The sequence below is a fragment of the Alphaproteobacteria bacterium PA2 genome (genome assembly GCA_002256425.1).
Classification (GTDB): Bacteria; Pseudomonadota; Alphaproteobacteria; order Caulobacterales; family Caulobacteraceae; genus Phenylobacterium.
In genome coordinates this window covers 3,066,200-3,079,751 of sequence record NKIZ01000001.1, presented here as the reverse complement: position 1 = coordinate 3,079,751, position 13,552 = coordinate 3,066,200, and the positions used below count along the sequence as shown (strand labels likewise).

The 13,552-nt window shown below is 64.6% G+C and carries 10 protein-coding genes and 1 pseudogene; 10 read left to right on the top strand and 1 reads right to left on the bottom strand.

The features are described 5' to 3' along the window. Positions 1–2: 2 nt before the first annotated feature. The 8 genes from CFE28_14805 (at position 3) to CFE28_14770 (ending at position 9,995) form a co-directional block, all read left to right on the top strand. Positions 3–287: a type VI secretion protein gene (locus CFE28_14805; protein OYU71151.1), complete on the top strand. Its 285-nt coding sequence runs from the start codon at positions 3–5 to the stop codon at positions 285–287. Beyond that, positions 287–2,665, top strand: coding sequence for a type VI secretion protein (locus tag CFE28_14800; GenBank protein OYU71150.1), 2,379 nt, complete (start codon positions 287–289; stop codon positions 2,663–2,665). Before CFE28_14805 ends, CFE28_14800 begins: the two co-directional genes overlap by 1 nt. Beyond that, a complete protein-coding gene (locus CFE28_14795) occupies positions 2,662–3,804 on the top strand; it encodes a type VI secretion protein (GenBank protein OYU71149.1) in 1,143 nt (380 codons plus the stop codon). Before CFE28_14800 ends, CFE28_14795 begins: the two co-directional genes overlap by 4 nt. Further along, positions 3,804–4,586, top strand: a complete 783-nt coding sequence (locus CFE28_14790; GenBank protein OYU71148.1) for a type VI secretion protein — start codon at positions 3,804–3,806, stop codon at positions 4,584–4,586. Before CFE28_14795 ends, CFE28_14790 begins: the two co-directional genes overlap by 1 nt. After that, positions 4,583–5,653 carry a type VI secretion protein gene (locus tag CFE28_14785; GenBank protein OYU71147.1) on the top strand — a complete coding sequence of 357 codons (1,071 nt, stop codon included), beginning with the start codon at positions 4,583–4,585 and terminating at the stop codon, positions 5,651–5,653. Before CFE28_14790 ends, CFE28_14785 begins: the two co-directional genes overlap by 4 nt. After that, positions 5,650–6,645, top strand: coding sequence for a P-type DNA transfer ATPase VirB11 (gene virB11, locus CFE28_14780; protein OYU71146.1), 996 nt, complete (start codon positions 5,650–5,652; stop codon positions 6,643–6,645). The genes CFE28_14785 and virB11 overlap by 4 nt, the downstream gene beginning before the upstream one ends. A gap of 66 nt (positions 6,646–6,711) precedes the next feature. After that, positions 6,712–8,433, top strand: a complete 1,722-nt coding sequence (locus CFE28_14775; protein OYU71145.1) for a hypothetical protein — start codon at positions 6,712–6,714, stop codon at positions 8,431–8,433. Positions 8,434–8,495: 62 nt separating this feature from the next. Beyond that, positions 8,496–9,995 carry a hypothetical protein gene (locus CFE28_14770; protein OYU71735.1) on the top strand — a complete coding sequence of 500 codons (1,500 nt, stop codon included), beginning with the start codon at positions 8,496–8,498 and terminating at the stop codon, positions 9,993–9,995. 9 nt (positions 9,996–10,004) lie between these two features. Here CFE28_14770 and CFE28_14765 read toward each other — a convergent pair whose 3' ends face one another. Then, positions 10,005–11,891 carry a hypothetical protein gene (locus CFE28_14765; GenBank protein OYU71144.1) on the bottom strand — a complete coding sequence of 629 codons (1,887 nt, stop codon included), beginning with the start codon at positions 11,889–11,891 and terminating at the stop codon, positions 10,005–10,007. Positions 11,892–12,193: 302 nt separating this feature from the next. Between CFE28_14765 and CFE28_14760 the strand changes: the two are divergent. Then, positions 12,194–12,988, top strand: a pseudogene (locus CFE28_14760) (hypothetical protein). 80 nt (positions 12,989–13,068) lie between these two features. Further along, positions 13,069–13,521 (top strand): hypothetical protein, encoded by a 453-nt coding sequence (locus CFE28_14755; GenBank protein OYU71143.1) that lies wholly within the window; start codon positions 13,069–13,071, stop codon positions 13,519–13,521. Positions 13,522–13,552 lie beyond the last annotated feature (31 nt).

The following is a 13,552-nucleotide window of genomic DNA, read 5'->3' as shown; positions in this document are numbered from 1 at the left end:
CCATGGCCTCACTCAAGTCCGACCCTGTCTTCAGCGCCCTGACGCGACCGCAGATGATCGGCGGGGTCACCTATACCTGGGCGGTTTTCAACCTGATCGTCACCCTTGAAGGCTTCCTGATCACCCGGTCCTTCTGGGTCTTCCTGCTGGCCCTGGTGCTGCATGGCGTCGGCTATGTCGGGTGCATCAATGAGCCCAGGTTCTTTGATCTCTGGATCACCAAACTCAGCCGCTGCCCGAGGATCCCGAACCACGGGTTCTGGGGCGCCAACTCCTATCGGCCCTAATGGGCTCGGTCTTCACAAGCCGGGCCGCCAGGCTCCTTGCCCCGAAGGAGGTCGAGGTCGGTGACCGGCTGCCCTATATGGGTCACCTGGATCCCCAGACCCTGCGGACCCGGGATGGCCTACTGATCCAGGTGATCAGACTGCAGGGCTTCCCGGCTGAAACCTCCGATGACGATGAACTGAACTATCGCAAGGCGGTCCGCGAAACCCTGCTCCGCGGCGCGGCCTCTTCACGGCTGGCCATCTATCATCACGTCATCCGGCGGCGGGTCGAGCCTGCACGCCAGACGGCTCCTGACCAGCCATTTTGCGCCGCCCTGGACAATGCCTGGCAGGCCCGCCTCGCCAGCCGGCGACTGTATGTGAATGACATCTTCCTGACCCTGGTCAGCCGCCCACTCCAGGGAACCGCAGGCCTGCTCAGCGGGCTTTTCGGCAGGCGGACTTCGGGCAATGAAGGCCAGGACCGGCAGCTGCGCCAGCTCCACGCCCTGCGGGAGACCTTTCAGTCCGCCCTGTCGCACTATGGCCCCAGGACACTTGCCCTCCATGACGGGCCAGGTGGGCTTTGTTCCGAGCCGGCGGAGTTTCTCGCAAGTCTCGCCAATGGCGAGCCCTCACGGGTTCTGGCGCCGTCTGGCGATCTCGGCCGCGCTCTTGCGGGCCGCCGCCTGAGTTTTGGCATGGACGCCATGGAGTTCGGGGCTGGCGGACCCTGGCCGGTCAGCTTTGGCGCCATGGTGTCCCTCAAGGACTACCCGGCCCGGTCCAGCCCCGGCATGCTGGACGGTGTTCTGCGCCTGCCCCGGGAAATGGTGCTGACAGAAAGCTTCGGTTTTGTGGACCGGCAGGTTTCCCTGGATCGCATGGGTCTGGCCCTTCGCCGTCTTCGGGCCGCCGAGGACGATGCGGTCAGTCTGAGATCCGAACTCGCCGCCGCCCAGGACGAGGTCGGGGCCGGACGCGCCGTCTATGGCGAGCATCACCTGAGTATTCTGGCCAGGGCCGAAACCCTCGAGGATCTGGATCAGGGCGTGGCGGAAATCCAGTCAGCCCTGGGTGAGGCCGGCGCGATTTCCGTGCGCGAGGACGTCAATCTCGAGCCCGCCTTCTGGGCGCAGTTCCCCGGAAACTTCGCCTTCATCGCCAGACGGGCCCTGGTGTCGGTCGCCAATTTCGCCAGCCTGGCCAGTCTGCACAACCAGCCGCTTGGCCAGACCCGCAACCTGCATTGGGGCGCGCCGGTCGCCACTCTGGAGACCACCTCCTTCGGGCCCTACGCCTTCAGCTTCCACAACGGGGATCTGGGCAATTTCTCGGTCATCGGACCGTCGGGCTCGGGCAAGACCGCCTTGATGACCTTCCTGACCGCCCAGGCCCAGAGGTTCAATCCGCGGGTCGCCTATTTCGACAAGGACCGGGGCGCCGAGGCCTTCATCCGCGCAGTGGGTGGGCGCTATGACATCCTGACCCCGGGGACGCCCTCCGGCTTCAACCCCCTGGCCCTGCCGGACACCGGTGAAAACCGCGCCTTCCTGGCGGAGTGGCTGGCGACCTTGCTCAAGGGCGACGGCGCTCTCCTGGACGCCCAGGATCGCGAAACCATCTCTGACGCCATCGACGCCAGCTATGCGCAGCCTCCGGCCCTCAGGCGGCTGAGATATCTCCGTGACCTGTTCCGGGGCGGCCGTCGGCCGGCAGCCGGAGACCTGGCATCGCGCCTGGCGGCCTGGTGTGAAGGCGGCGAGCACGCCTGGCTCTTCGACAACGAGACTGACCTCATCGACGACGAGGTGCGGATTGTCGGCTTTGACATGACGCGGCTGCTGGACTTTCCGACCATCCGCACTCCAGCCATGATGTACCTCTTCCACCGGGTCGAGCAGAGACTGGACGGGTCGCCCGCCATGATCCTGGTGGACGAGGGGTGGAAGGCCCTGGATGACGACGTCTTCGCCCGTCGGATCAAGGACTGGGAAAAGACCATCCGCAAACGCAACGGTCTGGTGGGCTTCTGCACCCAGAGCGCGTCCGACGCCCTGGAGAGCCGCATAGCCTCAGCCATTGTCGAGCAGTCGGCGACCCAGATTTTCTTCCCGAATCCGAGGGCGCGGGCCGTGGACTATGTGGACGGCTTCGGTCTGACCGAGCATGAGCTGGCCCTGGTCCAGACCCTGCCTGACACCTCGCGGTGCTTCCTGGTCAAGCAGGGTGACACCAGCGTCGTCGCCCGCCTGGATCTTTCAGGCATGAGCGGAGAGCTTCGGGTGCTTGCGGGGACTGAGCGCAGTGTCCGCAGGCTGGACGTCCTGCGGGCCCGGCTGGGGGATGATCCGGCCGACTGGCTCGAGCCCTTCATGTCCGGAACAAATCCATGAGCGGCGCCTGCCAGATGTCCCCTGAACTGGGGTCCATCCGCGCCGTGCTCGGCGCCGTGGACTGCAATACCCAGGACTTTGCCCAGAGGGGTTATCTGGCCCTGGCCGGATCGCCGGCCTTCCAGACCAGCGTGACCATCGCCCTGACCATCTATGTGGCGGCGGTAGGCTACCGTCTGTTGCTGGCGCCCGATGGCGCCCGGCTTTCCGATGGACCGCGCATGGCCCTCAAGGTCGGCGCCATCCTGGCCATGGTCACCAGCTGGAGCCTTTTCCAGACCCTGGTATTCGACGTCGCATCCAGGGCCCCGGGCCAGCTGGCGGCCCTGATCTCCAGTCCGTCCGTCGGCGGGGTCCAGGGGGTTTCCGATCCCGTTGGGCAATTGCAGGTTCTCTATGACCAGCTGTCGGCCGCTTCCGGCGCCTTCGCGGGGGCCATGAAGACGCCGGGCGCCGCCAGGTTCGGCGCCGCTGCGCTTTCCCTGGCCTCTGCGGCGGACACGGTGCTGGTCGTGACCGCCGGCATGCTGGCTGCATGCACCCTGCTTATTGGCGTCCTCACGGCTGTCGGGCCCCTCTTTGTGGCCCTGTTCCTGTTTGATGCGACACGGGGTCTGGCTGTGGGCTGGGTCCGCGCCCTTGCGGCGACGGCTGTCTCGACCCTGTTGATCTGGACCCTGGTCTTCCTGGAATTCGCATCGCTCACACCCTGGCTGGTTACCCTCGCCCAGCAGGCCCAGAGCGGCAGCCTCAATGCCAATACGGCTGTCAGCACCTCAACCCTGGTCTTCGTGTTCACCCTTGGTCAGGTCGCCATGGTCCTGGCGGCGATCGTGATTGCGGTCGCCCTGAAGCCCCCGAAAATTCTGGCCGACAGGCCTGCAGCCACCCACCCGGTCTTTGCCGAACGGCAGGATGCCTACGCCGGTATGGCGACGGGAGGTCCAGGCTTTACGTCCCGTGCAGGGATGTTGGCGGATCGCATGCGCGGAGAGGCTTCCAGCCGCATCGAGCTGACCTCGACCGCCCGCAGTCCCGGCCCTGGGCGGACGCAGGCATCCTATTCCGGATCCGATCAGGATTATCGCCGGCCTTCACCCGGCGGTGCGCGACGGGGCTCCAGGGAGGCTCTGCAATAATGTTCCTGCGTCCACTTCCAGCAGCCATTCTGGCCATTTGCCTCTCGGCCTCCAGCGCCATTGCCGCTGTGGAGCCTTCGCCAGGTCCTGGCGACCCCCGCCTGCGGGAGGTCTGGTATGATCCCTATCAGGTGGTCACTGTCCGTGCGGCCCTGGGCTATCAGCTGACCATAGAGTTCGATCCGGGCGAGCGGATCGAGAATGTCGCCATCGGCGACTCCCTGAGCTGGCAGGTGGTGCCGAGCCGCAAGGCCAATCTGCTGTTCCTCAAACCGATGGACCGGGCGCCGCCGACCAATATGCAGGTGGTGACCAACCAGCGACGCTATGCCTTCGAACTGGTTGTAAGGGCGGACGCTGGCAAGCGCGGCGCCTCTGCAGTCACCTATAATCTGAAATTCCTCTACCCTGCTCCGGAGACGCCGATCGTCACGGCAGCGCCCGTGGTCCTGCCGCCGCAGGACGTCAACCACGCCTACAGCTACCAGGGCTCGAAGGCCAACCTGCCCCAGCGGGTGTTTGATGATGGCGTATCGACCTATTTCCAGTTTGCGCCGGGTGGTTCGGTGCCAGCAATCTTCGCCCTCGAGGCCGACAAGTCCGAAGCCGTGGTGAACAGCCGCACCCGCGACGGCTACACAGTGGTTGATCGCCTGGCGCCGGGTTTTGTCCTGCGCAATGGCTCCGAAGAAACCCGGCTGTTCAATGATGGCTACCGAACCGCGGACCCGGGCCCCCTGAGCCCCCAACCCCGACCGAAATCCTCCTGGTGGCGAAAATGACCCCATCGCCGAATTCCCCGCCCCCCAGCCCGGTGTTTGATCGGGCGACCCGGTCGGGTCTGCAGGTGTCCCAACCCAGCTCGCCCTGGACCATGGTGCTTGGCGTGGCCGGGGCCGGATTGTTGGGCATGGTCACCTTCGCCTCCCTGAGCTCCAGCCGGGAGGCCCGCGCCCAGGTCCAGGCGCCGGTGCAGGCCGCGCCCCAGGCGCCTGCCGCCTATACGCCGCCTGCCCAGGCCGTAGTGGTTGCGCCGACGCCCGCCTCGGTTCCAGCAGCCACGGCTCCGACAGCGCCGGTCGCCGTCGTCATTCCGGAAAATGATCCCGCCCGGCGTCTGAGGGCGCCTGCCATGGTTGTTGACCTGGCCGACCCGGCCGCCGGGCCCGCCGCCACGGCAGCAGCAGCTGCAGCGGCCAGGCCTGGGGGTGAACCTGTTGAACCCAATGCTTCTGCCGAGGAAAGGTTCGCGGCCCGGGTCGGGTCTGGCGGGGTTGAGACGGCCCGCGCCACCCGCCTGCGCGACCTGTCCCGGGTGGCGCCCCAGGGCACGCTGATCCCGGCGGTCCTGGAAACCGCCATCAATTCTGACCTGCCAGGCGCCGCTCGCGCGGTGGTCAGTCAGGATGTCCGGGGCTTTGACGGCGCCCAGGTGCTCATTCCCCGGGGATCCAAGCTCTTTGGCCAGTATCGCAGCGGCGTCGCCTATGCCCAGACCCGGGCTTTTGTGATCTGGTCGCGGATCCTCACGCCGGATGGCGTATCCATAGAAATCGGGTCGCCCTCCACCGATCCCCTCGGTCGGGGCGGTCTTGCCGGACAGACCGATACCCATTTCCGGGAAAGGTTCGGCGGGGCCATATTGCTGTCCATCCTGAACACCGCTGTTGCAGCGGCGTCGTCACAGGGGCCGAGCACAGCCATCAGCATTGGCGGCTCTGAAGCGGCCTCGCGGCTGACCCCGCAAAGCCAGTCCGTCCCTGTGACCATCAAGGTCAGGCAGGGAACCCCCCTCCAGGTGCTGCTGACCCGTGACCTGGACTTTACAACGGTGGCGCCGCGTCCATGACTGCGGCGCCTTTCCTGGACGCCTATCTTGCGCCCCTGAAGCCCTGGCTTGAGCGGTCAGACGTCACCGACATCCTGGTCAATCGTCCCGGCGAGGTCTGGGTCGAGACCACTCAGGGCGTCATGACCCTTGAGGCGGCGCCCGAGCTGTCAGAACTTGTCCTGGGCCGTCTGGCGAGACAGGTCGCCGCCGCAAGCCACCAGGGGGTGAGCCGCGAGCGGCCCCTTCTGTCAGCAACCCTTTCAGATGGCGCCCGGGTCCAGGTGATTGCACCGCCGGCCACCCGGGGCGGACTGGTTCTGGCTGTCCGCCGCCAGGCCATCGCCGACCTCTCGCTGAGGGATCTCGGCGCCGCGGGTCTCTTCGCAGCTTCGGCATCAGAGGCGATAAGCGCAAGCTCCGACGCAAGACTGCAGGACCTGCTTTCGAGCGGAGATCTTGAGGGCTTCCTCCGCGCTGCTGTCAGGGCCCGGAAATCCATCGTCATCAGTGGAGGCGCCGGGGCCGGCAAGACGACCCTGCTGAACGCCCTGCTCAAGGAGATCGGCCCGCAAGAGCGGCTGATCGCCATTGAAGACGCCCCGGAAATCCAGCTTACCCAGGCCAATGCCGTCGGCCTTGTGGCTGTGCGTGGCGAGCAGGGCGAGGCGCGGGTGACGGCCGAAGACCTGCTGGCCGCAAGCCTGCGCATGCGCCCCGACAGGATCCTGCTGGGTGAGCTGCGCGGGGCGGAAGCGTTTTCCTTCCTGAGGGCCGTGAACAGCGGGCACCCGGGTTCCTTGACCACGGTCCATGCCGACTCGGCGGCCGGGGCCCTGGACCAGATCGCCCTCCTGGCCATGACCAGCGGTCTGGACCTGGGTTGGGAGCACCTTCAGACCTATGTCCGCCGCATTGTTGATGTGGTGGTTCAGGTCGAGAAGACGGCCTCCGGCAGACGGGTTTCAGAAATTTTCTTCAGGCCCGCCGGGGATGTTGCGAAGGTTTCGTGAACCACTGGAAACGCCGTGCGGAGTGTGAAAGCCTGAGCCCTCTGGGCCTATTGGAGGGCTGAGTCGATGCTGGACTCATTGAGGCGCGTCACACTGGGTTTGTCCCTCGGCCTTCTGCTGCTGACGGCTGGCTGTGGCGGCGGGGGTGGCGGAGGCGGCGGCGGTGGAACCACGCCAACGCCCCCCAGCAGCATCGTCCCCACAGATGCCCAGGCCGAGCGGTTCCTGACCCAGGCGACCTTCGGTGTGACGGACGCAGACATCTCCAATGTCCAGGGGCAGGGCTATGCTGGTTGGCTGACCAGCCAGATGGCCCTGGCTCCGTCAGCTTCGCACCAGACCTTTGTCGAGACCCGCCTGACCCAGTTGCAGGCGTCCAATCCGGCGGCGACGCTGACGCCTACCGAATTCTATCAGAGCTTCTGGTCGCAGGTGGTGACGGGCCCGGATCAGTTGCGGCAGAGGATGAAGTTCGCCCTGTCGCAGATCTTTGTCGTCTCGCTGGCTGACGCCAATGTCGATACCCGGGGTGCGGCCTCCTACTATGACATGCTGGGCGCCAACGCCTTTGGCAACTACCGGACCCTCCTGGAGCGGGTGACCCTGCATCCGATGATGGGGCTCTATCTGACCAGCCTTTCCAACCAGAAAGAGGATCTGGCCACGGGCCGTCACCCTGACGAAAACTATGCCCGTGAAGTCATGCAGCTGATGAGCATCGGGGTCTTCAAGCTGAACAATGACGGCACCAACCAGTTGGACTCCGCCGGAAACCCGATCCAGAGCTATACCTCGGAGGACATTTCCGGTCTGGCCAAGGTTTTCACCGGGATGAGCTGGTATTCACCGACACCGACCACGAACACCTATTTCGGTCGCAACAAGGACCCGAACGCCAGCGTCACGCCCATGACCCTGTATCCGGCCTTCCATTCGATTACCGAGAAGAGCTTCCTGGGGACGACTATTCCCGCGACCACGACGTCGGATCCGGCGGGCGATCTGAAAATCGCCCTGGACACGATCTTCAATCATCCGAACGTCGGACCTTTCATGGCCAAGCGGCTGATCCAGCAACTGGTCACCAGCAATCCGACCCCTGCCTATGTCGGGCGCGTCGCCACGGTCTTCAACAATAACGGTTCCGGCGTCCGGGGGGACATGTCGGCAGTTATACGCGCCGTGCTGACCGACACCGAAGCGCGGGACATAGCGGTCACCACCGGCCCGACCTATGGCAAGGTCCGTGAACCCATAGTGCGGCTGGCCAACTGGATGCGGGCCTTTGGCGCGACGTCGACCTCTGGCGCCTTTCTGCTGGGATCGACCAGTGCGAACACCTCCCTGGGTCAGTCTCCTCTGACTTCGCCTTCCGTCTTCAATTTCTATCGACCCGGCTATGTGCCGCCTGGAACCAGGCTGGGCGCCCAGAACCTTACGGCGCCTGAAATGCAGATTGTCGATGAAGTCACGGTCGCCGGATATGTGAACACCCTCCAGGGCGCTGTCGGGAACGGGGTGGGAAGCGGAAACGATATCAAGGCCGCCTATACCCGGGAAATGGCCCTGGCCAATGATGCGAGCGCCCTGGCTGACCGGGTCAATCGCATGGTGCTGAACGAGCAGATGTCCTCGACCCTGCGCACCCGGATCATCGATTCAGTGAACGGGGTCGCAGTGCCCGGCGGGACGGCCACCCAGGCGCAGATCGATGCGGCCCTGCTGAACCGGGCCAAGCTGGCCGTGTTCCTGGCCATGACCTCACCCGAATACATCGTGCAGCGCTAGGAGGGATGACCATGACCAAGATGTCAGTCGATCGTCGTCATCTTCTCCGGGTCGGCGGCGCCATGTCGCTTGTGGGGGCGGGGGGATCCTTCGCCCTGCAGCTGGCCGCGGCCGGGTCTGCGGCGGGCCAGTCTGCGCCAGACTACAAGGCCATAGTCTGCGTCTTCATGTCCGGCGGAAATGACAGCCACAATACCGTGCTGGCTACGGATGCCGACTCCTGGGGGCGCTATTATACGACGCGGAACATCGGCGAGGAGCCGATCGCCCTGATGCCGGTTGGAACGGCTGCAGCCCCGGTCGGATCCGTCAGCCCTGTGACGGGCCGGACCGTGACGCTCAAGTCGACCGAGGCCTGGGGCGGCGTCCTGCCGATCACGCCGATCACGGCAAATCCGGTTCCGCCGGGAACCAGCGCTTCCACCCGGACCTTCGCCCTTCACCCCGTGCTTGGGCCCCTGCAGACCCTGTTCAACGCCGGTCGCCTGGCCGTGGTCGCCAATGTGGGAACGCTGGTGCGTCCCATCACCAAGGCCCAGTATCAGGCCAAGTCGGTGGCGGTTCCGCGTAACCTCTTCTCTCACAATGACCAGATTTCCACCTGGCAGGCCGGGGCGGCTGAGGGCGCGCGGGTAGGCTGGGGCGGTCAATATGGCGATCTGCTGGCCAGCATGAACGGGGCGAACACCCTCTTCACGGCCATATCCGTCTCGGGCAATGCGGTCTTCCTGTCAGGCCGCAATATCACCCAGTATCAGATGACCACGGCATCCCAGCCGGCGCTCAGCATCACCGGGGCCAGTGGAACAACCCTGTTCGGATCCAGCGTCGGGCCTTCGCGCCTGCGGGACTCGATCCTTGATACCTCCGGATCCAACCTGTTCTCGGCCGACTATGCGACCGTGGTGGGCCGGTCGATGAATTCGGCCACTGCGCTGAACCAGGCCTTCACCCAGGCAGCGGTCACGGCGGTTCCGGCGCCTTCGGCCTATACCAACATCATTACCGGCAGGGTCGAGGCGAATTCCCTGGCGACCCAGCTTCAGACGGTCGCCCGCATGATCGCCGCCAATGCCGCCCTTGGCATGAAGCGCCAGGTGTTCTTTGTCAGTATTGGCAGCTTCGACTCCCATGACTACCAGAACACCAACCAGCCGAACCTGCTCGGCAAGGTGGCCCATGCCATGAGCTATTTTGACTCTGTACTTGGCAATATCGGTGGTCTGAACCTGAGATCGAATGTCACCACCTTCACGGCGTCGGACTTCTCCAGAACCTTCACATCCAACGGAGACGGCACTGACCACGCCTGGGGCGGCCACCATTTCGTCATGGGCGGCGCGGTGAACGGCAAGAATATTTATGGTCAGTATCCGACCCTGGGGGTGGATCTGGGGTCCTTCAAGAACCCGGACATGGTGGGCGCTGCAGTGGTGCCGACGACCTCGGTTGATCAGTACGGCGCAACCATCGGCAAATGGTTCGGGGTTTCGGACGCCGATCTGGCGACCATCTTCCCGAACCTGCAGTACTTCTCGCCCAGATATCTTGGGTTCCTCTAGCAGGGTCGCCTATCGCCTGGAGCGATAGGCGATCAGGACATTGCCCCCCTGCTGGCCGAACTGGCTGTAGCCGGAATTGACGAAGAGCGAGCCGCCACCGGCAAAGATCCCGGCGGAATCGATGGCGCCGCCATTGCCCTTCACCCCGTTGATCCCGTCAAAGGTCGCGATGGTGTCGTGCACGGCCTGGACCGCGCCCGTAGCTGCATCGAGCACCCAGACCCTGCCATCCAGGCCCCCGGCGACAATGGATTGATCCAGAACCATCGGGGCTGCAGAAATGCCGGCGTGCGCCATGCACCCCGCCACCTTTGCGCCTCTCGGCGGGTCACAGGCTGGCTGAACACGCCAGCTCCAAAGCACCTTTCCCGTGGAGGGATCCAGGGCATGGACCCCCGCGGCGGACTTCTCCTGCGGCACACCCGGATCACTGATCGGCGCATAGAGACGTCGGGCGTCCGCCGTCAGACCCCAATGCACCCCGCCGAGCGCCGTTCCGATGCCGAGCTTCTGGTTCCAGATCTTCTCGCCGGTCCTGGCGTCCAGGCCCCAGACATCCCCCGATTTCTGTCCGGCCAGAATCATCGGCTTGCCGCCAGCGCTTGCGATGACCGGACCCGCGCCGAAGTCGTGATCGCGCAGGACGCTATCGCTCTCATAGAAGAAGCAGTTGGCCCCGGGAGGGCGACGGGATCCGCGCCCCTGGGGGCAGGACATGTTCCAGACATCGTTCGCCAGGGCCTGGAAGACCCATTTCGCATGACCGGTCTTAAGGTCGATGGCGATGATGGAGTCGCTGGTCGCTGTGGCTGGCGGGGAGGTGTTCTCGCCTGTCCCCACAAAGACCAGGCCGCGCTTCATGTCGATGGCCGGAGAGGACCAGATGGGCGCCCCTGACGGCCCCTGCATCTCAACGCCCTGACTGTTCTTAATCCCGAGCGGCGCTGCATCGACCATGGTGTGGTAGGTCCACAACCGCGCTCCTGTCTCGGCGGAGAGGGCGGCGACCGCGCCATGTCCCTTGCAGCAGCCATAGGTCGGACGCATGGCCAGGGCGACGTCGATCGCCGAAATCGGAACGATCAGCTTTTCGCCTGCAAAGGCCGGGGTCCCCGTCAGCATGCCGATGCCGCCTGTGCGCGGATCAACACGCCAGATCAGCTTGCCCGTTGTGGCGTCCCAGGCCTGGACCTGACCACCGCCATCGCTGCCCACCAGGGCGAACCGCCCAGTCTTGCCCAGCCGCCCGAAGGCAAGGCCAGTCCGGATTTCGGAAGGGGGCTCCGCAATCCACTTCGCGCAGCCGGTTTCTGCATCCAGCGCGTAGAGCCGTCCGGCCTGGCCAGCGGAATAGAAGAGCGTCGAGCCGACAACGACACCCTGGGATCGGAGGGTAGTTGTTCCGGGGAAGGCGAGCGTCCAGGCGACCTCCAGATTTTTCAGATTGCCAGACGTCAGGCCGGCCTGGGAGGCGGACATGCGCCGCGTGTTCTCCGGATCAAAGCCCCAGCCTCTTGTCGCCACACCCTGAGGAATACGGATTGAAAGCCGGTCTGAGCTGCACATTGGCGGCGCAGGAATCCCGGCCGAAGCCGGCGCCGACCTGTTTGAAAGATAGCCGATCACACCTTCCATTTCCTCAGGCGAAAGACTCTCGCCGACGCCGCGCATGGGACCGGTGGTCAGGGCGGTTCGCAGGGTCTGGGCAGTCATCAACCGCAGCTGCTCGACCGAGGAAGCCCGGCTGCCGGCAGCCGGTGCAGCATGGCACCCGGCGCATGCCCGTTCATAGACCTGCTGCCCGAGATTCGATGAAGGTGTCTGGGCGAAGACCGGACCCGCCAGACCGAAAATCGCGGCGAGGCCCAGCAGTCCCCGCAATGAATTCGACACCATTCAACTCCCTTTGGCCGTCGCGTCTTCAAGCCGGGCCAACTTCCCGCACGCGATTTTTCCACAGTCTACACGGCTGTCCGACAAGTCCAAGGACCTCAGGCGACATCGCGCCCTAGACTTAGGCGTCCTGAAAGTCGAAGATGAATCCAAGGCCACGTGGATGGCTTGTCCTGGCGATTGGCAGGACGGGGACGGGAAATGACTGAGGGGAATTTGCAATGAGAGCAGCGACCGCCGTGCTGATGGCCGCCTCGGTTCTGGGGTGCCAGATCCTGACGCTTCCTGCCCAGGCTGCCTCCCCAAAGGCCGCAGCGACCAAGGCCGCCGCCTATCGCGCGCCACGCGGACCAGACAAGATCCATCCGGACCTGAACGGTGTCTGGCAGGCCCTGAACAATGCGAACTGGGATCTTGAACCCCACGGCGCCCGGGCGGCGCTCCAGATGCGACAAGGCCCGGCGGGTCCGGTTCCAGCCCGGGAGGTCGTCGCGCTCGGGGCCATAGGCGCCGTGCCGGCAGGCGTTGGCGCGGTCGTTGGCGGCCAGATTCCCTATACCCCGGAGGCCAGGAAGCAGCGCGACGAAAACCGCGCCGACTGGATCAACCGGGACCCGGAAATCAAGTGCTATCTGCCCGGGGTGCCGCGGGCCAACTACATGGCCTTGCCGTTCCAGATCTTCCAGTCCGACAAGGACATGCTGATCGCCTATGAATATGCCGGAGCGGTCCGGAACCTGTTCTTCAAGGACCCTGGCCCGCCGCCCGTGGACTCCTGGATGGGGCAGTCCGTAGCAAAATGGGAAGGCGACACCCTGGTGGTGACCGTAACCGGTCAGCAGGATTCAACCTGGTTTGACCGCGCCGGGAATTTTCATTCCGCCGACATGAAGGTGGTTGAGCGTTGGACTCCGACCGGACCTGGTGTGCTGCGCTATGAAGCCGAGATCACGGATCCTTCGACCTTTACCCGACCCTGGAAAATTGCGGTCAACCTGTACAAGCGCCAGGGAGAAGACGCCCAGCTCCAGCAGTTCAAGTGCGTCGAGTTTGTCGAGGAAATGATGTACGGTCAGTACCGTCGGCAACCGCTGAAATAGGGTCTTGAGGCCGGAGAGATTTACCGGCCGAATTTTAAATTTCTGATCTGGATACGTTTGGAGCCCGCTGGAGGCGGAACATGACGAAACTCAATCTTGCACCATGGGTCATCGGAGCCGCCCTGATCTCGGCCGCCATTCTCGGTGTCCAGACCGCTCAGGCCCACCATGCCTTCGCCGCTGAATTTGACGGTAAATCGCCAGTTCTCCTGCGGGGAAAAGTCACGAAGGTCGAATGGATCAATCCCCATGCCTGGGTGCACCTCAAGGCCGCTGGCCCCGATGGTCAGGTGCGTGACTGGATGGTCGAGGGCGGAACGCCCAATACCCTCCTGCGCTCTGGCATTGACCGCAATACCTTGAAGCCCGGCACTGAGATCATCGTTCGGGGCTATCAGTCCAAGGACAAGGCGTGCGCCCCGATCTGCAAGGCCAATGGTCGCGACGTGGCATTCCCTGACGGGCGCAAGGTCTTCATGGGCTCTTCCGGAACCGGTGCGCCGAAGGACGGTGCGGATCCGAACGACAAGTAGTCAGAGGCGGACGGGTCGGCCAGGCCTGGAA